Raw genomic sequence first — 20,687 nt, forward strand, 5'->3', positions numbered from 1 at the left:
TGACCTCCAGGCGTCGTATCCCCTACGCGCGATTCCCGCGGGCGGCCGCGGCGATCTCGCGGTACTCGTCGCGGTGGGACAGCAGGTGCGAGTCGAGTCGCGCATAGTCCTCGAGCCCCGGGATGGTGCAGTCGGTCTCGTGGGGGTATCCGTTGCGGCCGAGCCAGGAATTGACCTCGGCCCACGCCCAGGTCTCCCCCGGGATCAGAGTGGCGGGAAGGGGGAACGGATCATGTTGGTGCCGTTGCCTTGTCACCCAGAGTGCCACGGCCTGCCTGGTGCAGCGGGCGCGCTCGGCGATCATCCGCCGATTCACGAGGTCGGGCTGCGTTCGTTCTGCGGCGACGCCGCGTTCGGCGAGGGCTTCGGCGAGCCTCATGCCCGCGACGGCGCGCCGGTATGCGGAGCCGATCACGGTGACGACGTTGAGGTGTCCGTGAACGGTCACCGAGGCGCCGAGATCATCGCGGATCCGTTTCTCCACGGAGGTCGGAAGTAGCGGAGTGATGAACGAGTATCGATAGCTGCTCTCCTCGTGGTCCACGGGGCGAGCGTATCCGCCATCCGTCGGAATGTTGACGAACGTCAACACGCAAGGTCGGAGCGTGGCGGTCGGTGTCTTGCCTGCGGTGCGGAAGTAACCTACTAATCACTCGGTAATTAAGGAGCCCGCATGACCGTCAATCTGTCCCGCCTCACGATCTCGCGCGGCGAGCTGTCCTTCTTCGAGGCGACGCCCGAGGTGGGTGTGGAGGCCAAGGGGACCGTCGTCATGGTCCCGGGCTTCACCGGCTCTCGGGAGGATTTCCTCCCGATGGCGCCGTTCGTCACCGCCGCGGGCTACCGCCTGATCGCGTACTCGCAGCTCGGCCAGTACGACTCGGACGGGCCGGACGGCCCGGATGCGGTCGGCGAGTACACGATCGCCAAGTTCGCTCTCGACCTCGCCGAGGTGCTCGACCAGGTCGCGCCCGGCGAGAAGGTTCATCTCCTCGGACACAGCTTCGGCGGCCTCGTCACAAGGGCCGCCGTGCTGAACGACCCGAAACGATTCCTGGACTACGTGATCCTCGACTCGCCGCCGAACGGCCGGGACATCGGAACGGGCTTCGACATGGCCCAGATCCCGGAGCTGCTGTGGGCGGGCGGCAACGAGACGCTGTGGAAGGCCATGTTCGGAGCCTTCGAGGAGATCTTCCCGGCGCCGGTCAAGGAGTTCCTCTACAACCGCATGATGGCCACCAGGACCGCGAACATCGCCGGCATCGCCCTCACCATGAGCGCCGAGCCGGACCGCGTCGAGGAACTGGCCGCGACCGGACTGCCGATCCTCGTCGCCGCTGGCGAGAACGACATCATCCCGCTGGACATGCAGGCCGACGCGGCCTCCCGTCTCGGCGTGCGGTTCGAGGTCATCGCGGGGGCCGCGCACACGCCGAACGAGGAGAAGCCCGAGGAGCTGACGCAGGTGCTCGTCGACTTCTGGGGCGGGGCAGCCTGACGGCGATCGCCGAACCGACACCGCGCGGAGATCGCGTCCGCGCGGTGTCGGGTGTGCGGGCGGCCCGGTCAGGCGCCGACGTAGGCCGCGAGGTGCTCGCCGGTGAGGGTGGAGCGGGCGGCGACGAGGTCGGTGGGTGTGCCCTCGAAGACGATCCTGCCGCCGTCGTGACCCGCGCCGGGGCCGAGATCGATGATCCAGTCGGCGTGCGCCATCACCGCCTGGTGGTGCTCGATGACGATGACCGACTTGCCGGAGTCGACGAGGCGGTCCAGCAGGCCGAGCAGGTTCTCGACGTCGGCGAGATGCAGACCGGTCGTCGGCTCGTCGAGGATGTAGACGTCGCCCTTCTCGGCCATGGCGGTGGCCAGCTTGAGGCGCTGACGCTCGCCGCCGGACAGCGTGGTGAGCGGCTGGCCGAGGCTGAGATAGCCGAGCCCGACGTCGGCGAGCCGCTGCAGGATCTTGTGCGCCGCCGGGATCCGCGCCTCGCCCGCACCGAAGAACTCCTCCGCCTCGGCCACCGGCATCGCGAGCACTTCGGCGATGTTCCTGCCGCCGAGCGTGTACTCGAGAACCGACGCCTGGAACCGCTTCCCCTCGCACTCCTCGCAGGGGGATTCGACGGTGGCCATGACGCCCAGGTCGGTGTAGATGACGCCCGCGCCGTTGCAGGTGGGGCAGGCGCCCTCGGAGTTGGAGCTGAAGAGCGCCGGCTTCACGCCGTTGGCCTTCGCGAACGCCTTGCGGATCGGCTCGAGCAGCCCGGTGTAGGTCGCCGGGTTGCTGCGCCGGGAGCCCTTGATCGCACCCTGGTCGATCGAGACCACCCCATCCCGTCCGGACACCGAGCCGTTGATCAGCGAACTCTTGCCGGAGCCCGCGACGCCCGTGACCACGCAGAGCACCCCGAGCGGGATGTCGACGTCCACACCCTGGAGGTTGTGCGACGACGCGCCGCGGATCTCCAGTGCACCGGACGAGGAACGCACCGATTCCTTGACCGCCGCCCGGTCGTCGAGGTGGCGGCCGGTCGTGGTGTCACTCCCCCGCAGCCCCTCCACGGAGCCCTCGAAGCAGACGGTGCCGCCCGCGGTGCCCGCGCCGGGGCCGAGGTCGACGACGTGGTCGGCGATCACGATGGTCTCCGGCTTGTGCTCCACGACGAGCACCGTGTTGCCCTTGTCCCGCAGCTGCAGCAGCAGGGCGTTCATCCGCTGGATGTCGTGCGGGTGCAGGCCGATTGTCGGCTCGTCGAACACGTAGGTCACGTCGGTGAGCGACGAGCCGAGGTGGCGGATCATCTTGGTGCGCTGTGCCTCGCCGCCCGACAGCGTGCCTGCCGGTCGGTCAAGGGAGAGATACCCAAGCCCGATATCCGCGAACGAGTCGAGCAGGTGCCGCAGCGCCGTCAGCAGCGGCGCCACCGACGGTTCGTCGAGACCCCGGACCCAGTCGGCCAGATCGCTGATCTGCATCGCGCAGGCGTCGGCGATGTTGATGCCCTCGATCTTCGAGGATCGAGCCCCCTCGCTGAGCCGGGTGCCGTCGCAGTCGGGGCAGATCTGGAAGGTGATCGCGCGGTCGACGAAGGCCCGGATGTGCGGCTGCATCGCCTCGCGGTCCTTGGACAGGAACGACTTCTGGATCTTCGGGATCAGGCCCTCGAAGGTCACGTTGACGCCGTCGACCTTGATCTTCGTCGGTTCCTTGTACAGCAGGTCGTTCACCTGCTTCTTCGTGAACTTCGAGATCGGCTTGTCGGGGTCGAAGAAGCCGCAGCCACGGTAGATGCGGCCGTACCAGCCGTCCATGCTGTAGCCGGGGATCGACAGCGCACCCTCGTTCAGCGACTTGCTGTCGTCGTACAGTGCGGTCACGTCGAAGTCGGAGACGTTGCCCCTGCCCTCGCAGCGCAGACACATGCCGCCGGTGATGCTGAAGCTTCGACGCTCCTTCACCTCCCGCCCGCCCTTCTCCATGGTGACCGCGCCCGCGCCGCTGACGGAGGCGACGTTGAAGGAGAACGCCTGGGGCGAGCCGATGTGGGGCTGTCCGAGCCGGCTGAAGAGGATGCGCAGCATCGCGTTGGCGTCGGTGGCGGTGCCGACCGTCGATCGGGGGTTCGACCCCATCCGCTCCTGGTCGACGATGATCGCTGTCGTCAGCCCTTCCAGGACGTCGACCTCCGGCCGCGCCAGGGTCGGCATGAAGCCCTGCACGAAGGAGCTGTAGGTCTCGTTGATCATCCGCTGCGACTCCGCGGCGATCGTGCTGAACACCAGTGAGCTCTTGCCCGAGCCGGAGACACCGGTGAACACCGTCAGCCGCCGCTTCGGGAGCTCGACGCTGATGTCCTTGAGGTTGTTCTCGCGCGCGCCGGTCACGCGGATCAGATCGTGGCTGTCGGCGGCGTGCAGCTCGGGCGACCGTGACACTTCCTGTCGCTGCGCTCGCCCCGTCGTGCCGGCCCTGCTGGCAGTGCTCATCGTGTCTCTCTCTGTCGGGCCGCCGTCGCGGCCGTGGTCCTTGCGCCCACCGGGTCAACCCTCACGCGGAGGCGGTCTCCCACGCGAACCCGTCCGGGTCGGTGAAGGGGCCGGCATCGCTGCCGAGGACGATCCGGTGCGATCCGCTTCCGTCCGGGGACACCCCTGCGTCCTTCGCGAGGGCACGGCGCCCGTAGAGCGCCAGCTTGATCGTCGACGGCGCGGTGGCGAACTCGACGTACTTGCGGCCGAAGCTCTTTCCCACCTCCAGCCCGCGGTCGATGTAGAACTGCTTGCTCGCCTTGACATCCTCGACGCCGAGCAACAGCACGATGTCGTCGATCTGCCGGGTCGCCGGTCCGTCGTTCTTCTTCGACGACGTCGCAACCTTCCAGATCGCGCCGTCGGGGGCCTGCACGACGCCGCCGTAGCCCCAGAAGCCCTTCTTGGCCGGCTTCAGTGGGGTGGCGCCGCCGTCGAGCGCGGCCCCGATGAAAGCGTCGACGATGTTGGGCCGGGACACCACGAGCGAGAGTGTGTAGGCGCGGAATCCGGTCGTCGGCGCCTCCGCGGCGCGCACGCCGATGTGTTCGCCGACGCCGAAGGCGGCGTAGAAGGCCTCGGCGGCCGTGGGATCCGGTACTTCGAGGGTGAGGGATTCGATCGTGGTCAGGGGCTTGATGGACGTCATGTCAGCGCACCTCGTTGATTCGGAGAAGGTTTCCTGCGGGGTCTCGCACGGCGCAGTCGCGTATGCCGTACGGCTGATCGATCGGTTCCTGGACGATGTCCGCGTCGTTCGCCACCAGCTTCGCGAAGGTGTCGTCCAGGTCGGGGGTGGCCAGCGTGAGGATCGCGTAGGTTCCCTTCGCCATCATCTCGGTGATCATGCGGCGCTCGTCGTCGGTGACGCCTGGATCGGCGGCGGGCGGGTGCAGGACGAGGGAGGTGTCGGGCTGGTCCGGGTGGCCGACCGTGATCCAGTACATCCCGTTGTAGCCGACCTCCTTGCGGACCTCGAAGCCGAGGACGTCGCGGTAGAAGGTGATGGCGGCGTCGCGGTCGTTGTGTGGGAGGAAGGCCGAATGAATTCTGATGTCCATGACACTCACGCTAATTGGGGTGTCACCGCCTGCGCTTCTCGATTCCTGATCGGTCTGGTCACCTGTTTCGCGACGCACGACGGCATCTCCCCTTCGGGGCGCGTCTGGTCCCGGTAGGCGCTCGGCGGCATCCCGACCAACTCGGCGAATCGTGTGCTGAAGGTGCCCAGTGACGAGCAGCCGACCGCGAAGCAGACCTCGGTGACGCTGAGGTCGCCGAGACGCAGCATCGCCATCGCGCGCTCGATGCGCCGGGTCATCAGGTAGGAATACGGCGACTCGCCGTACGCGAGCCGGAACTGGCGGCTGAGATGCCCGGCCGACATGTGCGCGTCGCGGGCGAGCGCCTCGACGTTCAGAGGCTGCGCGTATTCCCGGTCGATCCGGTCGCGGACACCGCGCAGCCGGGCGAGGTCACGAAGACGCTGTGGCTCGGCGGGTCTGCTGGTCACCTCACGATGGTGGCACGTCGGGCCGGAGTTGCCTAGCACCGCAGGCGTGCGCTCGGTGTCGCGTCCGCTCCCCCGGCGGCGCTGGCTCAGGCGACGGTGTCGAGTCGGAGCGGGCCGACCGAATCGTGATCGAGCTGCGCAGGATCCGCCTCGACCCGTCGCCATTCGGCCCGCAGTTCGTATTCGTCGGCGGTGATGTTCCCGGCCAGGTACCGAGCCAGATCCGCGACCTCCTCGCGGCTCACGTCCTCGGGTGAGTCGTCAGCCAGGGACTGGGACAGCACCCACCTGTCCGATTCGCTCAACGGCTCCCACAACTCCGGCCAGCGCCTCGCGTACGCGCATGGGCTCCACATCATCGCGACCACCCGGCCTCGGTCGCGTGCGTCCGGGTCGTCCGGCCTCGCCGCCGCATGAACCACTCCAGGATGTCGCCGGCGGTGTGCGTGTGGTGGTTAGGCGGGGGTGGCGGCGGCGGGGGCGGCGGTAGCGGCTGGTGTGTCGGTGGCTTCCACTGCCGACACCCACCGGCGGCCGAGCCGATCACGCCGCGCACGGGGAATCTCGAACCCTGGATGGCCGGATGGAACAGCACGCGCACCGGCTGGCCGGTTCGTACCAGGACCTCGCCCTCGACCGACACGTGGATCCGCCGGCCGTCGTCGAGTTCGACGATCGCGATCGTGGCAGGCATCAACGCCGCGTGCTGGTCGTTCGGTGCAGGTTCCACCACCATCCACGACACGATCGAACCTGATCCCGACGACGGGGCTGTGGCGCGAGCGGCGTCCCCAGACGCCCCACCTTGCCCGACGTGGGTGTCTCGCCAGTCGATCTCACCTGGTCGAGACACGGCGCCAGGGTGCAGCAGTTGGTGGTGGTGGTACATCGTGGAAACCTCACCTTCGTAGCCTTCGCCCCGTGTACGTCACAGTGCCCGCCGGTATGGGTACGCGACAACGGTCGGACTACCCGGGCACATGCCTGCTTTGCTTGTGAGCCACATCACACCGCCCTGGTTCGGGCCGCCGACGTAGGGCGCCGCGAAGTGGTCGTGCGGCGGGAAGTCCGAGGTCCGCGCGGATCTGAACCGCGACAGCGCGTCGCTGTTGACCAGGGTGTCCATACCGAAATGATTCAGATTCGCCTGTATTCATCACAGCCTGTATCGATCCCGCGCGGAACACGATGAGGAGGGTGTGAACACTTAAGTTAGGTATGTCAAACTTTGTAATGTGATGAAGCGAAATATTGCGCGCACAACCCCGGTCGCCTCGATGGAGGGCGGCTCGGTGAGCGCGCCGTCGCGGCGTCAGCTGCTGATCGGAGGGGCGCTGGCTGGTTCGGCTGGGCTGTTGCTGGGAGCGGGTAAGCAGCAGGAGGCGTCCGCGTCGCCGCACCATGGCGGCCACGGATCCGGGGCCGCCGAGGGGCAAGCGCACGGTACGGCCGTCGCCGGCCACGGGGGCGGAGAGAGCGGGGCGACGTTCCGTCTCGGTCAGCAGGTCGACCACGCGGCGAACGGGTTCGACCCGACCGCGGTGTTGCGCGATTTCGACTACGGCACGACATCGGTGTTGCCGGACGGACGCACGCTGCGCGAGTGGGAGGTGTTCGCCAGCGACGAGGAGATCGAGATCGCGCCGGGGGTGTACTTCCCTGCGTGGACCTTCAATTCGCGGGTGCCGGGCCCCGCGCTGCGGTGCCGGGAGGGAGACCGGCTCCGGGTGCGCTTCACCAACGGGTCCGAGCACCCGCACACTATGCACTTCCACGGCATCCACCCGGCCGAGATGGACGGGATCCCCGGGGTGGGGCGAGGCATCATCGAACCCGGCGCCTCCTTCACCTACGAGTTCGACGCCACCCCGTTCGGGGTGCACCTCTATCACTGCCACGTCAGCCCGCTGGCCGAGCACATCGCGCGCGGCATGTACGGCACCTTCATCATCGATCCCGCGCAGGGACGCCCGCCCGCCGACGAGATGGTGATGGTCATGCACGGGTACAACACCACCTTCGACGGCGAGGGCAACCAGCTCTACGCCGTGAACGGCATCCCGTTCCACTACATGCACGAGCCGGTGCAGGTGAAACGCGGCGAGCTGGTGCGGATCTACCTGGTCAACATCCTCGAGTACGACCCGATCAACAGCTTCCACGTGCACGGCAACTTCTTCGACTACTTCCCCACCGGGACGCGGCTGGAGCCTGCCGAGTTCACAGACACGATCGTCCAGGCGCAGGGCCAGCGCGGGATCTGCGAGATGCGCTTCCCGCATCCGGGTCGGTACATGTTCCACGCCCACAAGACCGAGTTCGCCGACCTGGGCTGGATGGGATTCTTCGAGGTGACCGAGTGACGAACACGCCACCGCGACCGGTGCCGGACGAGACCGGCGCCGGCGGTACCGAGATGTCCCGCGCGGGCGCGTGGAGCCGGGGCGCGGGTGTCGTCGCGATCATCGCGGTGGCCCTCGCGGCGCTGGCCCTGCTGGCCGGTCAGAGCCTGCCGGAGCGCGCGGGCCCACCGATCGAGGACATCGCGGTCGAGCGGACCGTTCTCGAACCGGGACAGATCGTCCTGACCGTGCGCAACGTCGGGCCCGACCCGGTGACCGTCGCCCAGGCATTCGTCAACGATGCCTACGTCAACCTCACCGGGGCCGAGGAGCCGATCGGACGGCTGCAGTCCGAGACGATCACCTTCGACTACCCGTGGATCACCGGTCAGCCCTACCTGGTCTCCATGCTGACGAACACCGGGCTGGTCATCGAGCACGAGATCCCCGCCGCGGTACCCACTCCGGAACCCGGGATGGCGTTCTTCGGCACGATGGCGCTGCTGGGCACCTACGTGGGGGTCATCCCGGTCCTGCTCGGCATGCTGTTGCTGCCGGTTCTGCGTCGGGCGGGCGCCCGCGCGGTCCGGTTCGTGCTCGCTCTCACGGTCGGGCTGCTCGCGTTCCTCGCCTTCGACGGCGCAGGCGAGGGGTTCGAGCTGGCGGCGGCCTCCGGTGGGGCATTCGGTGGCGTCACCCTTGTCGTCCTCGGGGCGGCGGTCGCCTTCCTGGCCTTGATGGGAATCGACCGGTACCTACGGGCCCGGCAGGCGGACGCAGGAGCGTCCGGGCTGCGCCTGTCGGCCATGATCGCGGCAGGCATCGGGTTGCACAATCTCGGCGAGGGCCTGGCCATCGGATCCGCCTACGCGGTCGGTGAGCTCGCCCTCGGCGCGTTCCTGGTGATCGGGTTCACCCTGCACAACACCACCGAGGGACTGGCCATCGTCGCCCCGCTGACCGGACGGCGCACGCCCCTGCTTATCCTGCTGGGACTCGGGTTCCTCGCCGGGGCGCCTGCGATCCTCGGGGCCGTCCTCGGCGCGGGGGTCAGCAACGGCGAGGTCTCCGCGCTGTTGCTCGGTGTCGGTGTCGGCGCGATCATCCAGGTGATCGTCCAGATCGCGCCGTCCCTGCGCGGTCCGGATCGAGCGGCCGTCGACCCGGTGGTCCTGGCCGGAATCGGCGCAGGAATCCTCCTGATGTACCTGACCGGATTGGTGGTTCCCGCATGAGCGATGTCGATCAGGCGGTGGCGATGCCCCGCCGGGCCTTCCTGGCCGCCACCTGCGCCACGGGATGCCTGGCCGTCGCCGGCTGCAGCACCGGGGTGGCGGCCGTCGGCAAGGACAGGAGCACCGAGCCCGCGCGGATCGCGGTTTCCGAGGTCCCGGTCGGTGGCGGGATCGTTCTTGCCGAGCACCAGTTGGTCCTCACCCAGCCCGAACCGGGCGTCTTTCGCGCGTTCGCGGCGGTGTGCACGCACCAGGGCTGCCTCGTGTCCGAGGTCAGCGACGGCACCATCAACTGCGCCTGCCACGGCAGCCGCTTCTCGATCGCCGACGGCTCGGTGGTCCGGACTCCGGCCCGCGAGGCCCTTGCCGGCTACGCGGTGACCCGCACCGGTGACATGCTCACCGTCGAGTGACCTCGGCCCGTCATCGCGGGCTCGGGTGCAGGTAGTCCTCGCACAGCGCCCGCACCGCACTCGGCTGAGGAACCGGGCTTCCTGTGGTGCTCCCGAGGACGATCATGTCCTCGGTCGAGGAGGTCTCGACGGCGAGCTGCCATCCGCCCGATGGCACCCAGAGCAACGCGACCTCGCGCCCGGGGAAGGCATCGCGCAGTCTCGGCACCGCGATGTACGCCTCCGACGCCGGTCCCTCTGCCCCCTCTGCGCAGAACGTGAAGTGCACGTGCTCCAGGTCTGCCCCGACCGAGGCGGAAACCGCCTCGATGTAGCGCCGGAACCCGGGTTCGTTGCTCACATCGAAGTCGGCACTGTCGTGCGCCCGTCGCCTCCGGCTGCTCATGACCGGGTATTCCCCTCCGGGCGGGTGCCGAAACCGATTCGGGTCCAGACCACCGCGTTTCCTGGCGGCGTGTTTCGACGGGTCTGCGACGGGCAATCCTGGCACCGAGGGCGGACACGGCAGGCGTGAGGCCCCGGTAGAAGGGCTGCATCATGAAGGCGGAGCCGGGTAGACGAAGTGTCGTGCTCATCGGTGACCCGGCCGAACTGTCGGAGTTCTCGGCGTGGGCGAGTGCACACGGCGTATTCATCGCCGAGGACGTCGACTCCGATTCGCTGTGTGCGATTGCCACCGAGGATGCACTCGACGGGACCTGCAGCCCGGAGGACGCCCTCCTGCTCAGCGCGGCGGACAAGCTAGGTCTGCAGTGCCTGAACACGGCCGAAGGACGCAGGCTGCTCGAGGGCGCCGAGCACACCAATGCGGTGAGCGCGCGGCCGTCGATGCACGGCATGCGCATCATCGATTGCACGCTCTGATGCTGTCCGCAGGCATGGCGAGGGCGAAGTGAAGGAAGACGCGCTCGATGAAGAAGACGGCGTCAAAGTGAGGCCGTTTCGGTTCCCGCCGAGTCCGCGGGAACGAGAAAGAAGAGGAGAACCGACATGGACAACGATGTCGTCGTCTGGATCATCGTGATCGCGGTGGTCGTCGTGTTGTTGGTGGCCGCGCTCTGGTTCGCTCGACGGACACGGACACAACATCGGCGCACCGAGGCGGCGGAAATCCGCGACCGGGCCGCCGAGCAGTCCCACGAGGTCGGACAGAAGGAGGCGCTCGCCGAGGAGACCGCTGCCCGGGCCCGGATGGCGGAGGCCGAAGCCGACGCAAAGCGGGCTGAGTCCACGCGGCTGGAGGAACGCGCCCAGGCGCGAGGGGGCGAAGCCGCCAAGTCACGCGAGGAACTCGATGCGCAGGTCGAACGGGCCGACGCCATCGATCCCGATGCCACGCAGAAGATCTCGCAACCCGGCCGGGACGAAAGATCCTGATCTGGGCTTGCGTCGAGGCTGGGCCACGGCCACGGCGTTGCGTGCGCCGTTCGAGGCAACGGAGGTCGATCTGGGTGCCCTGAGCTGTTCGGGCGAGGCCCTCATCGAACCGGGATCAGGACTGGAATCGGAGCTTCGATCCCTCCGCGGGCCCGCCCCCGGGAATCCGGGCCCGCGGTGATGCGATCAGAGGTACTGGCCGCACACGGGCCACGCGCCGGGACCCTGGCCCGCGAGCACGTTCTCGCCGACGCGGATCTGCTCCTCGCGGGAGGCGTTCGCGGCGTGGCCCTGGCCGCCGTATGCGGCCCAGGTGCTCGGGGTGAACTGCAGGCCACCGGAGAATCCGTTGCCCGTATCGGCGGCCCAGTTGCCGCTGGCCTCGCACTGGGCGACCGCGTCCCAATTGTGACCTGCCGCGTTGGCGGTACCGCCGGCCAGTCCCATCGGGATGGCGACGAGGGCGCCGGCGGCGGCGATCCAGCCGAGGGTCTTGGTGGCAGTGCGGCGGGCATGGTTGATCGACATGTGATTGGTCCTCTCTGCATCCGAGGCACGGCGGCGGGGTCTCGCCCCGCGGCGATGTTGGCCTCGTCACTGCCCTGATGTGTTGCGTCGGACCGGATCCCGCTGGGCAGTTCGCGAAGATGGGCGAGCCGGTGGTGGTTCTCGTTTGTGAACCGGAAGCGACGGTAGACGCAGTTCGGGGGCCCTCGCACCCCCCGGACGGCGGGCCCGACGCACGGACGCCCGTCCAGATCCGGGGGTCGTCGGCGCCTCCCCCGCAGGTCACGACCGAGATCTAAACATCTCGAAACGTATCCGTTTCGTTACCTGAATGTGACGAAGATCACTCGCAACGTCCCGCCTGTCGGGTTGCGCACGACCCTTTCGTGACACTCTCGAACCGGCATCTGGCGCCCCTCGGCCCCTGGTCGCCGCGTGCCGGAGGGATTAGATTCGGTACATGGCCGACGTTTCCTGGGGGCCACAGCTCGACCTCGGCGCCGCGATCACCGAATCGCAGCGACTGATGGATCACGGCGATCCCGCACGGGCACGGGAGCTACTGGAGGCCGAATCGTCGCTCGCGCCCCCGGAGGAGCTGGAGCTCTGGCAGGGCCTGTGGCAGCTGGCGGACGGCCTGGACCGGGCGCTCCGGGGCGAACCGGTGGCGGCCGCCCGGTCGCTGCGGCGGGGACGGGACCTGGTCGGGTCGTACGAGGACCGGCCGCCCCACGCGCTCGACGTCGCGGGGCTCCTGGCCTGGTCCACCCACCTGATCGACGAGCTCGCGGTCACGACCCGCGATCCCGACTGGGTCCCGCCGGTGCCGCGGCTGCGGATGCCGTGATGGCGTCGGCGGTCAGCCCGAGGTCATGACGTGGTGCCGGTCCGCATGGGTTCCGGCTTCGCCCGCGCCTGTCCGCGGTTCAGTGCGAGGACGGGGATCAGCGCCAGCGCGATCAGTCCCCCGCCCAACGAGAGGACGGCGAAGCTGCTCGATGCGACCACCATCCCGCTGACGATGCCGCCGCCCGCCCCCGCGAGCGCGATGCACAGGTCGACCGAACCCTGGGTTCGCGCCCGCGTCGCGAGCGGGGTCGAGTCGGTGAGAATGGCTGTGCCACTGATCAGTCCGAAGTTCCAGCCGAGCCCGAGCAGGGCCAGTGCGACGGAGAGCAACACCACGGAATCGGCGGGTGCGAGGGCCGCGAGGATGCCGGCGGCGAGGAGGGTGACGCCTGCCGCGACCACGACCGGGATCCGCCCGTACCGGTCGGCCAGCATGCCGGTCAGCGGCGAAGGCAGGAACATGGCCGCGACGTGGATCGCGATGACCATCCCGGTCTGTCCGAGGCCGTGTCCGTGATCGATCATGTGGATCGGGGTCATGGTCATGATCGCGACCATCACGATCTGCGTCACCACCATCACCGTGGCGCCGACGAGGATGCCACGGCGCTGCATGTCCCGGTCGGGCTCGAGCGGCGCCTCCTCGTCCGGGGCGACCGGCTCGGACTGCAGCTGCCGCGCGACGCGCAGCGGATCGGGCCGCAGGAATGCCAAGAGGAAGAGGCCGGCGGCGGCGAAGGCGGCCGAGGACAGGATGAACGGGCCCGCCAGCACGGGGATGCCCCACCCGGCCGCGAGGTCGCCCATGACCTCCACCAGGTTCGGCCCCGCCACCGCGCCGAAGGTCGTCGCGACCATGATCGTGCTGACCGCCCGGCCCCGATGCGAGGCCTCGGCCAGGTCGGTGCCCGCGTACCGGGCCTGGAGGTTGGTCGCGGTCCCGGAGCCGTAGACGAACATGGACACGAACAGCAGCGGGAGGCTGTCGGTGACGGCCGCCAGCACGACCCCGGCACCGCCGGCCGCGCCCGCGAGGTATCCGATGCTCAGTCCGGTCCGGCGGCCGAGCCGGTGCGAGACCCGCCCGACGATCAGCGCCGCGGCCGCGGACCCGAGCGTGAACAGGGCCGAGGACAGGCCGGCGAAGCGGCTCGACCCGAGCATCTCCTTGGTGAGCAGGGCGCCGACGGTGACGCCTGCGGCCAGCCCGGCGCCGCCGAGGATCTGCGAGGTCACCACCACGATCAGCGTGCGGCGCTGCGTGCTCGTCCGGAGATCGCCGAGGCGGGCGGGAGACGTGGTGTCCATCACTGTCTTTCGTCGGTCGGGACGCGCGGGCGCATTCAGCCTATTGCGCCGCGCGTCCGACCCCGACGGTCGCGCCCCGGTCAGGCGGCGACCGACACCTCGTCGTCCTCGTCGTCGGCGTCGACCGTTCCCACGGGCGACGGCTCCTGCGCGTAGTGGAAGTGCGGGCGACGGTGGCCGAGGAACGAGCCGAACCAGGACATCACCGCGATGTAGCGGTTGCGGAACCCGACCAGGTAGACCATGTGCACGGCCAGCCACAGCACCCAGGCGATGAACCCGGTGAGCTCGATGCTCTTGACCTTCGTCACCGCGCGGAAGCGGTTGATGATCGCCATCGAGCCCTTGTCGCGGAACTTGAAGGCGGTGCCGCGTGGGGTCTTGCCGAGCACGGTCCTGGCGACGTGGCGTCCGCCCTGCATCGCAACCGGCGACTGACCCGGCAGGTTGTTCAGCGAGGTCATGTCGCCGACGGCGAAGATGTCGGCGCGGCCGCCGACCGTCAGATCCGGGTTCACCAGCAGCCGGCCGGCCCGGTCCGTGTCACAGCCGGTGCGCTCGGCGAGCACGCCCGCGAAGTCGTTGGCCTGCACGCCCGCGGACCACACGATGGTCTCGGCGGTGCGCCGCACGCCGGCCTCGCTGCCGTGCGCCTTGAAGGTGGCGCCGTGTTCGTCGATGTCGGTGACCAGCGTGTTCAGCACAACCTCGACGCCCGACTTCTCCAGCGAGGCCTTCGTGTACTCGCTGAGCTTGCCGCCGTAGGCGGGCATCGCGACACCGGCGCCCTCGACCAGGGTGACGGTGACGTCGTCGGCGGTGATGCCGCGGATCGACTGCTCGAAGTAGCGGCCGGCGAGCTCCTTGATCTGACCGGCGAGTTCGACGCCGGTAGCGCCAGCGCCGATCACGATGAAGCTGAGCAGGTTCTTGGCGCGCTCCGGGTCGGTGGTGGTGTGCGCCTCCTCGAAGCACCGCACGATCTGGTCGCGCAGCCGCTTCGCGTCGTTGACGGTCTTGAGCGCGTAGGTGACCTTGGCGAACTCGTCGCGGCCGAAGTACGACTGGCGCGCACCCGTGGCGGCGATCAGGAAGTTGTAGCCGAGGGTGTGCCGCTCGCCCGCGGCCTCGTAGACGAGTTCCTTGGCGTCGGCGTGCACATCCACGACCCGGCCGAGCCGGACGTCGGCGTTCGGGTACTTCGCGAGGATCGCGCGGATGGACGGTGCGATCTCGCCCGCCGAGAGCACGCCGGTCGCCACCTGGTAGAGCAGCGGCTGGAACAGGTGCTCGGTGGTCTCGGAAATGAGGACGAACGGCGTGCCGGCCTTCGCCAGCTTCTTCGCCGCCGCGAGCGCGCCGAACCCCGAGCCCACGATGACGACCTCGGTCCGGTCCATCCCTGCGTCGACCACGACAACCTCCAGCTCGATCTGATGTATGAGTTACACCGTAGGGATGCAATCCGGTGTTTCGCCAGCTAGCTCCGGGTATCCAGAATTCTCTTATCTGGATTGCTAATGAATAGAATGTGAGCATGGACTTTCGGCAACTGCGCTACTTCCTGGCGGTCAGCGAGGAGCTGAGCTTCAGCCGGGCCGCGAAACGGTGCTTCATCTCGCAATCCGCCGTCAGCCACCAGGTCACCCGGCTCGAGCAGGAGCTCGGCGCCCCGCTGTTCGAGCGGTCGACGCGGGTGGTGCGGCTGACCCCGGCCGGGTCCCGGCTGATCCCCATCGCCCAGCAGGTGCTGAGCCTTGAGACCAAGGCGTACTCCGTCGTGCGCGAACCGAGGAACCGGATCCGGATCACCGCGAACATGAGCTTCGCGGCGCAGAGCCTCGACGCGATCGCCCGCGTGCGGGAGTCGCATCCGGACGTGGACATCGAGTTCGTGATCAAGAGCTTCACCGAGCGTATCGACGCGGTCGCCTCGGGCGACGCGGACATCGCCCTGATCCGCGGGCGGGCGGATCGTCCCGGCCTGGAGACTGTGCCACTCGGCGTCGACGACCTGGTGATCGTGACGTCGCGCCGACACCCGCTGTCCGCGTTCTCGACGGTCGAGCTGGGCGAGCTCGCTCCGTATCAGTTGCTGCTCCCGCCGCGCAGCAGTCAGGTGCTGCTGCACACCGTCGTCGAGGACGCCTTCCGTGAGATCGGGCGCCGGGTCTCCCTCGGGCCCTCGATCGCCAGCGACCACGCGGCGACCCTCGAGGTCATCACCAACCCGAGGGCCTGGACCGTGCTGTACGCCAGCACTGCCGCCGAGACACCTCGAACCGGGCTCTGCTTCATGCGCGAGGCCAACAACCGGCTGCGCATCCCGGTGTGCGGGGTGGTGCGCACCGGCGGCGCGGACTCCCCGGCGCTGGCCAGCGTCATGCACGCACTCCGTCAGTCGATGGACGGTGCAACCCCTGAGTCGACCTGATCCCGTCGAGGGTCAGCGTGCCGCTGTTCGATCGCCTCTGCCACCAACCGTCGAGTATCGCGTGGGTGACGGTCGCAGCGATATCGGTTCGGTGGGTACTGCACCCCTGATCCGTAGCGTCACGCGCAATCGGCTGGAACCAGTCACCCGGCCACCGCGTCGAGGAAGTTCCGGGAATGCGTGCGTCGATTCTTTGCGATGAAGTCGGCCCACGACTCGACGTGCGGGTGACGTTTGATCAGGTTTCGCCGTTCGCATTCCGGCATTCCTCCCCAGACTCCGAATTCGACGCGGTTGTCCAGGGCATCTGCCCCGCACTGCAGGACCACAGGGCAGCGCTCGCAGAGCGCAGCAACCTCTCGTTGTTTCCTCTTGCCCCGTACGAACATCCTGTCGGGGTCACCGAGGCGGCAACGAGCCCACCTGACCCAGCTACCGGGTGCGTCGATGAGGGCGGTGTGGGGGAAGTCGAGATTATTGATCATGTCTCTGGATGCTCTTCACTAGACCGAACTGACGGGCAACGTGGTCGTCACGAGGCTGGGCTGGTTCCGCGGGACAGATGGGGCCGTTCCTGACCGGGTGCGTGGGCATATCCGGCATCGCTACCCCGTCGGCAGCGGCAGGTCATCGATCCCTGACCGTTCGAGCTGCGAGGCGGGTGCCTCCTCGGTGTCTCCGCGTGCTTCCTCGGTCTCCCATCGTGGTGGCCGCTCAGGACCGATGGCGCCCATCGAGCACATGACGGTTCGTGTCATTGCACCGACTGCCCGGATCTGGAGTTCGAGGGCCGCGTCGGCAGCCGAGAGCACAAGCATCGTCGGGACGCCGATCCACAGCGGAATCTTCATCGGTCCTCCTCGGATCAGGCGGTTCGCCAGTGCGCCGCGCACCTGTCGGCAAATGTGTCGCATCCCATACTTCGTCGAGACTGACGACGATCACCACCGGAAGATGACGGGGGGAGGTACCTGTCTTTGAATCAGAGGTGTCGGCTACCACCCCTGCGGGCCGAAGATCTGCACCGGGCTACCGACCGGCTCGCGCATCGGCCGCCGGGAGGTCGCGCCAGCCGCTCAGCACCCGGTGGACCTGCTCCGCACCGTGCAACTCGTCGGGCGGCTCGGGCAGGTGCGCGGGATAGAGCAGGAACGGCCGGGTCTGCGGGCCGCCGAGCCCCCCGTGCGAGCCGACCTGTTCCTCGAACGCCGCGATCTCGCCGGTGTCGGGCCAGTACCGGCCGTTGATCATGATGTCGGCGACGTTGTCGAAGCCGTCGGTCCTGCGGATCCGCTCGAGGGTGCCGGGGCCGAAGTCCGCCAACGGGTTCCGGCCCGCCACGAATCCGGTGTCGACCTCGATGCTGCCGTGGGAGCCCAGCACGATAGATCCCTTGCCCTCGCGGGCCACGAGGATGAACCCCACCCCGGGATGAGTGGTGAGGGCGGGCAACAGGGACGGATGGTGCTCGGTGATCCAGCGCATCGTCGCGCGGCCTGCGGCGAGCGGGAAGCTCACCAGCCCGACGTTGCCGGACGCGAGCACCACCGGCTGCTCGGGCGGCGCGGTGACCCGGTCCGGCGGCGGCGTGGACCGCAGGCTCGCGGTGGCGTACCCGAGGCCCTCCGCGCCGCGTCCCTGCGCGCCTGCGTCCGGGATGTCCTTGTCGTGGTGCAGCCACCGCCGGTGCTGCGGCTGCGGCCGGTCCGCCTCGCACTCGCGCAGTACCAGGGCCTCGAGATTCTCGCCGAAGCGGCCGCTGAACGTCTCGCCCTGGCTCTGGCCGTGGTCCGAGAGGACGACGATGTTGTACGGCCGGTCGGCCTGCGCCGCGACGGCGGCGATCATGCCTATCTCCGCATCGAGCTTGCGCAGCACCGCGAGGGTCTCCGGCCGTTCCACCCCGGAATGGTGCGAGACCTCGTCATAGCCGACGAGGTCGACGTAGATCACGTTGCGGCCCTTGATGATGTCGCCGATCACGGCGGCCACCACGACATCTGTCTCGACGACGGTGGTGAAGGCCCGCACCAGCGGATAGATGCCGCCGCGGCGTACCCGCGGACGAATGTCCCGTCTGCGCTGGTGCCAGGCCTGGCGAATCTCGCGCAACACCTCGGCGACCAGCCTGATGAAGGTACGGACGGCGCTCGCCGGGTCGATGAAGTAGTCCGCGTACCCGGTGCCGCCGCCGCCCATCCGGGCGCCCTTCATCCTGCTGACCACCAGGACGTTGTCCTCGGCGCCGCCGGAGAACAGGTTGCCGCGGCTCGCTCCCCCGTCGGCGAGCAGCCCCGGTATCGACGCACGTTCTCGTTCGCGTTCGGCGTTGTCGCTCGGATTGCTGAACACCGCAACCTTCTTCGTGGCCTTGTCATACCACCGGAATGCCGGGACGTTGTGGTTGCTGCCGTGCAGGATCCCCAACTGGCTGGCGCCGGTCTGACTGCTCCAGTCGGTGTGCCATGGCATCAGGCGGTGGGACTCGTCGCGGACCATCGCGGCGAGGTTGGGGACCACCCCTGATCGCATCGCGCGCTGCAACACCTTGTAGCCCAGCCCGTCGATCTGGATGCACAACAGCCCCGGGCGATCCGAGGCACCGTCGGGCAACTTCTTGCGGCGCAGGCGAAAACGCTGACGGCGCACCAGCATCATGCGATACGTGTCGTCACGCCGCGAAGCTATCGCACCGGACACCGCCGAGCTCACCAGCGACAACAGCAACGCGAGAATGACGATGTCGGTCGCGCTCTCCGCCGTGGCGACCGGCAGGATGCGCACCGAGAGCAGCATGATCAGGCCGCTCCCGACGAACGCGAATAGGAACAGCAGCGCCGGTCCGACCCACAGCATGGCGCGCAGCAGCAGTGGCCAGAGCACCGTGCTGAGCAGACCGAACACCAGGGCCAGCGCGAGCGCACTCGGAGCCGATCCGAGCGGACCGGGGGCGCTGGTACTGGCCAGCTCGACGCCGGGCATTACCGCGTCGATCACCATCAGCGCCACGGCCGATATCAGCCACAGCACGAGGAATTCGGTGACGGTACGGGCCGCCGATCCCAGAGTGCGCATGCACACCTCCATCCACCTGGATCGTAGGTGGCCAACGGTCCGGGATGCATTGCGGCGCGGTGCTAGGTTCGAGGTGGAACACTCCCCACGACAGCGGTGGCAGCCATGGCGATCGACCATTTCGATGTCCTGATAGTGGGTGCCGGCCTGTCCGGGATCGGTGCCGGGTACCACCTGAAGACGAGATGCCCGGACAAGACGTACGCGATTCTCGAGGCGCGCGGCGCGATCGGCGGGACCTGGGATCTGTTCCGCTATCCCGGTGTTCGCTCGGACTCCGACATGTACACCCTCGGGTACTCCTTCCGGCCGTGGACGGACGCGAAGGCCATCGCCGACGGCCCGTCGATCCTGAGCTATGTCCGCGCTACGGCACGGGACGAGGGGATCGATCGGAACATCCGGTTCGATCACCGGGTGACCCGCGCGGAATGGTCCAGCGAGGACGCCAGGTGGACCGTCGAGGCCCAGCACGGCCCCGAGGCCGAGATCGTGCGCCTGACGTGCAACTTCCTGTTCATGTGCAGTGGCTACTACGACTACCGGGAGGGCTACACGCCGGAGTTCGAGGGGGTCGACCGGTTCACCGGCCGGGTGGTGCACCCGCAGCACTGGCCCGACGACATCGACTGGGCAGGCAAACGCGTCGTCGTGATCGGCAGTGGTGCGACCGCGGTGACGCTGGTCCCGGCGATCGCGGAGTCCGCCGCGCACGTCACCATGCTGCAGCGATCGCCCAGCTACGTCTTGTCCGTGCCGGACGAGGACGTGATGGCGAACCGGTTGCGCGCGCTGCTGCCGCCGAAGCTGGCCTACGGCATCGTTCGATGGAAGAACGTGCTGCGCTTCATGCTCTTCTTCACGCTGAGCCGGCGTGCACCCGCTGTCGTCAAGAGGATGCTCCGCAAGCAGGTGCAGGCACAACTGCCTGCAGGATTCGACGTCGACGCCCACTTCACGCCCCGTTACGACCCGTGGGACCAGCGCATGTGCTTCGTGCCGCACGGTGATCTGTTCAAGGCGATCCGGCACGGTCGGGCGGACATGGTCACCGACCGGATCGAGACGTTCACCGAGCAGGGAATCGAGCTCGCGTCCGGGGCGGAGTTGGCGGCCGACATCATCGTGACGGCCACCGGGCTGAAGCTCATTGTGGGTGGCGGCGTCGGGCTGAGCGTGGACGGCGTCCCCGTCGATGCCGCAAAGGCGCTGAGCTACAAGGGGATGATGATGAGCGACGTCCCCAACTTCGCCAGCTGTATCGGATACACCAATGCGTCGTGGACGCTCAAGTGCGACTTGACATGCGAATACGTGTGCCGACTGCTCAATCACATGGCCGCAGACGGTTACCGGCAGTGCACGCCCCGCAACGTCGACCCGTCGATCACCACGATGCCGATCATCGACTTCTCGTCCGGGTACGTGCAGCGCTCGATCCACGAGTTCCCGAAACAGGGATCGAAGAAGCCGTGGCGGCTCTACCAGAACTATGCCCTCGACATCGCAATGCTGAAATACGGATCCGTCGAGGACGCCATGGAATTCGTGCGGGCCGATGCGACGGGCGACCGCCGCGCGGACGTCGTGGGCTGATCACCT

Annotated in this window: 24 protein-coding genes; 9 read left to right on the forward strand and 15 right to left on the reverse strand. The window is 68.3% G+C overall.

From position 1 onward, the window contains the following. Positions 1 to 22: 22 nt before the first annotated feature. The gene (locus tag RM1_RS02255) at positions 23 to 544 is read right to left on the reverse strand and encodes a hypothetical protein (RefSeq protein WP_092667769.1); all 522 of its coding nucleotides are present in this window, start codon (positions 542 to 544) and stop codon (positions 23 to 25) included. A gap of 129 nt (positions 545 to 673) precedes the next feature. On the opposite strand from RM1_RS02255, the gene RM1_RS02260 reads away from it, so the two are divergent. After that, positions 674 to 1,501, forward strand: coding sequence for an alpha/beta fold hydrolase (locus tag RM1_RS02260; protein WP_083576468.1), 828 nt, complete (start codon positions 674 to 676; stop codon positions 1,499 to 1,501). A gap of 68 nt (positions 1,502 to 1,569) precedes the next feature. On the opposite strand, the gene RM1_RS02265 is transcribed toward RM1_RS02260, so the two are convergent. The 7 genes from RM1_RS02265 to RM1_RS02295 form a co-directional block, all read right to left on the reverse strand. Further along, positions 1,570 to 3,990: an ATP-binding cassette domain-containing protein gene (locus tag RM1_RS02265; RefSeq protein WP_072749812.1), complete on the reverse strand. Its 2,421-nt coding sequence runs from the start codon at positions 3,988 to 3,990 to the stop codon at positions 1,570 to 1,572. Positions 3,991 to 4,051: 61 nt separating this feature from the next. Beyond that, positions 4,052 to 4,681: a VOC family protein gene (locus RM1_RS02270; RefSeq protein ID WP_174562895.1), complete on the reverse strand. Its 630-nt coding sequence runs from the start codon at positions 4,679 to 4,681 to the stop codon at positions 4,052 to 4,054. A gap of 1 nt (position 4,682) precedes the next feature. Beyond that, entirely contained in the window at positions 4,683 to 5,093 is a 411-nt protein-coding gene (locus RM1_RS02275; RefSeq protein WP_072749910.1) for a VOC family protein, read from the reverse strand. A 5-nt stretch (positions 5,094 to 5,098) separates the two neighbouring features. Continuing rightward, positions 5,099 to 5,545, reverse strand: a complete 447-nt coding sequence (locus RM1_RS02280) for a helix-turn-helix transcriptional regulator (protein WP_072749813.1) — start codon at positions 5,543 to 5,545, stop codon at positions 5,099 to 5,101. An 86-nt stretch (positions 5,546 to 5,631) separates the two neighbouring features. Continuing rightward, positions 5,632 to 5,850, reverse strand: a complete 219-nt coding sequence (locus tag RM1_RS02285) for a hypothetical protein (protein WP_143069410.1) — start codon at positions 5,848 to 5,850, stop codon at positions 5,632 to 5,634. A 50-nt stretch (positions 5,851 to 5,900) separates the two neighbouring features. Continuing rightward, positions 5,901 to 6,434, reverse strand: a complete 534-nt coding sequence (locus RM1_RS02290; protein ID WP_072749815.1) for an OB-fold domain-containing protein — start codon at positions 6,432 to 6,434, stop codon at positions 5,901 to 5,903. 39 nt (positions 6,435 to 6,473) lie between these two features. Then, a complete protein-coding gene (locus tag RM1_RS02295) occupies positions 6,474 to 6,671 on the reverse strand; it encodes a hypothetical protein (RefSeq protein WP_072749816.1) in 198 nt (65 codons plus the stop codon). Between the two features lie 112 nt (positions 6,672 to 6,783). On the opposite strand from RM1_RS02295, the gene RM1_RS02300 reads away from it, so the two are divergent. Genes RM1_RS02300 through RM1_RS02310 form a run of 3 tightly spaced genes read left to right on the forward strand, consistent with a single transcriptional unit; the run spans position 6,784 to position 9,535 of the window. Next, positions 6,784 to 7,908 (forward strand): multicopper oxidase domain-containing protein, encoded by a 1,125-nt coding sequence (locus RM1_RS02300; protein WP_245815939.1) that lies wholly within the window; start codon positions 6,784 to 6,786, stop codon positions 7,906 to 7,908. Then, positions 7,905 to 9,122: a ZIP family metal transporter gene (locus tag RM1_RS02305; protein WP_425528680.1), complete on the forward strand. Its 1,218-nt coding sequence runs from the start codon at positions 7,905 to 7,907 to the stop codon at positions 9,120 to 9,122. Before RM1_RS02300 ends, RM1_RS02305 begins: the two co-directional genes overlap by 4 nt. Then, positions 9,119 to 9,535: a Rieske (2Fe-2S) protein gene (locus tag RM1_RS02310; protein ID WP_072749818.1), complete on the forward strand. Its 417-nt coding sequence runs from the start codon at positions 9,119 to 9,121 to the stop codon at positions 9,533 to 9,535. Before RM1_RS02305 ends, RM1_RS02310 begins: the two co-directional genes overlap by 4 nt. Before the next feature lie 10 nt (positions 9,536 to 9,545). Here RM1_RS02310 and RM1_RS02315 read toward each other — a convergent pair whose 3' ends face one another. Continuing rightward, entirely contained in the window at positions 9,546 to 9,920 is a 375-nt protein-coding gene (locus RM1_RS02315) for a DUF6292 family protein (protein WP_072749819.1), read from the reverse strand. A 152-nt stretch (positions 9,921 to 10,072) separates the two neighbouring features. On the opposite strand from RM1_RS02315, the gene RM1_RS02320 reads away from it, so the two are divergent. Then, positions 10,073 to 10,399: a hypothetical protein gene (locus RM1_RS02320; RefSeq protein WP_143069409.1), complete on the forward strand. Its 327-nt coding sequence runs from the start codon at positions 10,073 to 10,075 to the stop codon at positions 10,397 to 10,399. A 126-nt stretch (positions 10,400 to 10,525) separates the two neighbouring features. Beyond that, entirely contained in the window at positions 10,526 to 10,912 is a 387-nt protein-coding gene (locus RM1_RS02325) for a hypothetical protein (RefSeq protein ID WP_072749821.1), read from the forward strand. Between the two features lie 186 nt (positions 10,913 to 11,098). Here RM1_RS02325 and RM1_RS02330 read toward each other — a convergent pair whose 3' ends face one another. Beyond that, a complete protein-coding gene (locus tag RM1_RS02330) occupies positions 11,099 to 11,440 on the reverse strand; it encodes a transglycosylase family protein (protein WP_072749822.1) in 342 nt (113 codons plus the stop codon). Positions 11,441 to 11,879: 439 nt separating this feature from the next. Between RM1_RS02330 and RM1_RS02335 the strand changes: the two genes are divergently transcribed. Next, on the forward strand, positions 11,880 to 12,266 hold the full coding sequence (locus RM1_RS02335) for a DUF309 domain-containing protein (protein WP_083576470.1): 387 nt from the start codon (positions 11,880 to 11,882) through the stop codon (positions 12,264 to 12,266). A 23-nt stretch (positions 12,267 to 12,289) separates the two neighbouring features. On the opposite strand, the gene RM1_RS02340 is transcribed toward RM1_RS02335, so the two are convergent. Both RM1_RS02340 and RM1_RS02345 read right to left on the reverse strand, forming a co-directional pair. Next, positions 12,290 to 13,576 (reverse strand): MFS transporter, encoded by a 1,287-nt coding sequence (locus RM1_RS02340; protein ID WP_072749823.1) that lies wholly within the window; start codon positions 13,574 to 13,576, stop codon positions 12,290 to 12,292. A gap of 80 nt (positions 13,577 to 13,656) precedes the next feature. Beyond that, entirely contained in the window at positions 13,657 to 14,976 is a 1,320-nt protein-coding gene (locus RM1_RS02345; protein ID WP_072749912.1) for an NAD(P)/FAD-dependent oxidoreductase, read from the reverse strand. A 137-nt stretch (positions 14,977 to 15,113) separates the two neighbouring features. Between RM1_RS02345 and RM1_RS02350 the strand changes: the two genes are divergently transcribed. Next, a complete protein-coding gene (locus tag RM1_RS02350; RefSeq protein WP_027501334.1) occupies positions 15,114 to 16,010 on the forward strand; it encodes a LysR family transcriptional regulator in 897 nt (298 codons plus the stop codon). A 143-nt stretch (positions 16,011 to 16,153) separates the two neighbouring features. Here the strand turns inward: RM1_RS02350 and RM1_RS02355 are convergent, their stop codons facing one another. From RM1_RS02355 to RM1_RS02365, 3 genes are all read right to left on the reverse strand, one after another. Next, positions 16,154 to 16,495, reverse strand: a complete 342-nt coding sequence (locus RM1_RS02355) for a WhiB family transcriptional regulator (RefSeq protein WP_072749824.1) — start codon at positions 16,493 to 16,495, stop codon at positions 16,154 to 16,156. A gap of 120 nt (positions 16,496 to 16,615) precedes the next feature. Further along, entirely contained in the window at positions 16,616 to 16,861 is a 246-nt protein-coding gene (locus tag RM1_RS02360) for a hypothetical protein (RefSeq protein WP_143069408.1), read from the reverse strand. A gap of 178 nt (positions 16,862 to 17,039) precedes the next feature. Next, complete coding sequence (locus tag RM1_RS02365) at positions 17,040 to 19,085, reverse strand: phage holin family protein (protein WP_072749913.1); 2,046 nt, start codon at positions 19,083 to 19,085, stop codon at positions 17,040 to 17,042. A 105-nt stretch (positions 19,086 to 19,190) separates the two neighbouring features. Between RM1_RS02365 and RM1_RS02370 the strand changes: the two genes are divergently transcribed. Further along, entirely contained in the window at positions 19,191 to 20,681 is a 1,491-nt protein-coding gene (locus RM1_RS02370; RefSeq protein ID WP_072749826.1) for a flavin-containing monooxygenase, read from the forward strand. The last annotated feature ends 6 nt before the right edge of the window (positions 20,682 to 20,687 follow it).

It is taken from the genome of Rhodococcus maanshanensis NBRC 100610 (assembly GCF_001894865.1).
In the GTDB taxonomy this organism is placed as follows: Bacteria; Actinomycetota; Actinomycetes; order Mycobacteriales; family Mycobacteriaceae; genus Rhodococcus_G; species Rhodococcus_G maanshanensis.

Excerpts from the sequence above, each read along its gene's own strand:
- RM1_RS02260 (WP_083576468.1), top strand. The coding sequence starts at position 674 with ATGACCGTCAATCTGTCCCGCCTCACGATCTCGCGCGGCGAGCTGTCC.
- RM1_RS02265 (WP_072749812.1), bottom strand. The coding sequence starts at position 3,990 with ATGAGCACTGCCAGCAGGGCCGGCACGACGGGGCGAGCGCAGCGACAG.
- RM1_RS02270 (WP_174562895.1), bottom strand. The coding sequence starts at position 4,681 with ATGACGTCCATCAAGCCCCTGACCACGATCGAATCCCTCACCCTCGAA.
- RM1_RS02275 (WP_072749910.1), bottom strand. The coding sequence starts at position 5,093 with ATGGACATCAGAATTCATTCGGCCTTCCTCCCACACAACGACCGCGAC.
- RM1_RS02290 (WP_072749815.1), bottom strand. The coding sequence starts at position 6,434 with ATGTACCACCACCACCAACTGCTGCACCCTGGCGCCGTGTCTCGACCA.
- RM1_RS02295 (WP_072749816.1), bottom strand. The coding sequence starts at position 6,671 with ATGGACACCCTGGTCAACAGCGACGCGCTGTCGCGGTTCAGATCCGCG.
- RM1_RS02300 (WP_245815939.1), top strand. The coding sequence starts at position 6,784 with ATGAAGCGAAATATTGCGCGCACAACCCCGGTCGCCTCGATGGAGGGC.
- RM1_RS02310 (WP_072749818.1), top strand. The coding sequence starts at position 9,119 with ATGAGCGATGTCGATCAGGCGGTGGCGATGCCCCGCCGGGCCTTCCTG.
- RM1_RS02315 (WP_072749819.1), bottom strand. The coding sequence starts at position 9,920 with ATGAGCAGCCGGAGGCGACGGGCGCACGACAGTGCCGACTTCGATGTG.
- RM1_RS02320 (WP_143069409.1), top strand. The coding sequence starts at position 10,073 with ATGAAGGCGGAGCCGGGTAGACGAAGTGTCGTGCTCATCGGTGACCCG.
- RM1_RS02325 (WP_072749821.1), top strand. The coding sequence starts at position 10,526 with ATGGACAACGATGTCGTCGTCTGGATCATCGTGATCGCGGTGGTCGTC.
- RM1_RS02330 (WP_072749822.1), bottom strand. The coding sequence starts at position 11,440 with ATGTCGATCAACCATGCCCGCCGCACTGCCACCAAGACCCTCGGCTGG.
- RM1_RS02335 (WP_083576470.1), top strand. The coding sequence starts at position 11,880 with ATGGCCGACGTTTCCTGGGGGCCACAGCTCGACCTCGGCGCCGCGATC.
- RM1_RS02340 (WP_072749823.1), bottom strand. The coding sequence starts at position 13,576 with ATGGACACCACGTCTCCCGCCCGCCTCGGCGATCTCCGGACGAGCACG.
- RM1_RS02345 (WP_072749912.1), bottom strand. The coding sequence starts at position 14,976 with ATGGACCGGACCGAGGTCGTCATCGTGGGCTCGGGGTTCGGCGCGCTC.
- RM1_RS02350 (WP_027501334.1), top strand. The coding sequence starts at position 15,114 with ATGGACTTTCGGCAACTGCGCTACTTCCTGGCGGTCAGCGAGGAGCTG.
- RM1_RS02355 (WP_072749824.1), bottom strand. The coding sequence starts at position 16,495 with ATGATCAATAATCTCGACTTCCCCCACACCGCCCTCATCGACGCACCC.
- RM1_RS02360 (WP_143069408.1), bottom strand. The coding sequence starts at position 16,861 with ATGAAGATTCCGCTGTGGATCGGCGTCCCGACGATGCTTGTGCTCTCG.
- RM1_RS02365 (WP_072749913.1), bottom strand. The coding sequence starts at position 19,085 with ATGCGCACTCTGGGATCGGCGGCCCGTACCGTCACCGAATTCCTCGTG.
- RM1_RS02370 (WP_072749826.1), top strand. The coding sequence starts at position 19,191 with ATGGCGATCGACCATTTCGATGTCCTGATAGTGGGTGCCGGCCTGTCC.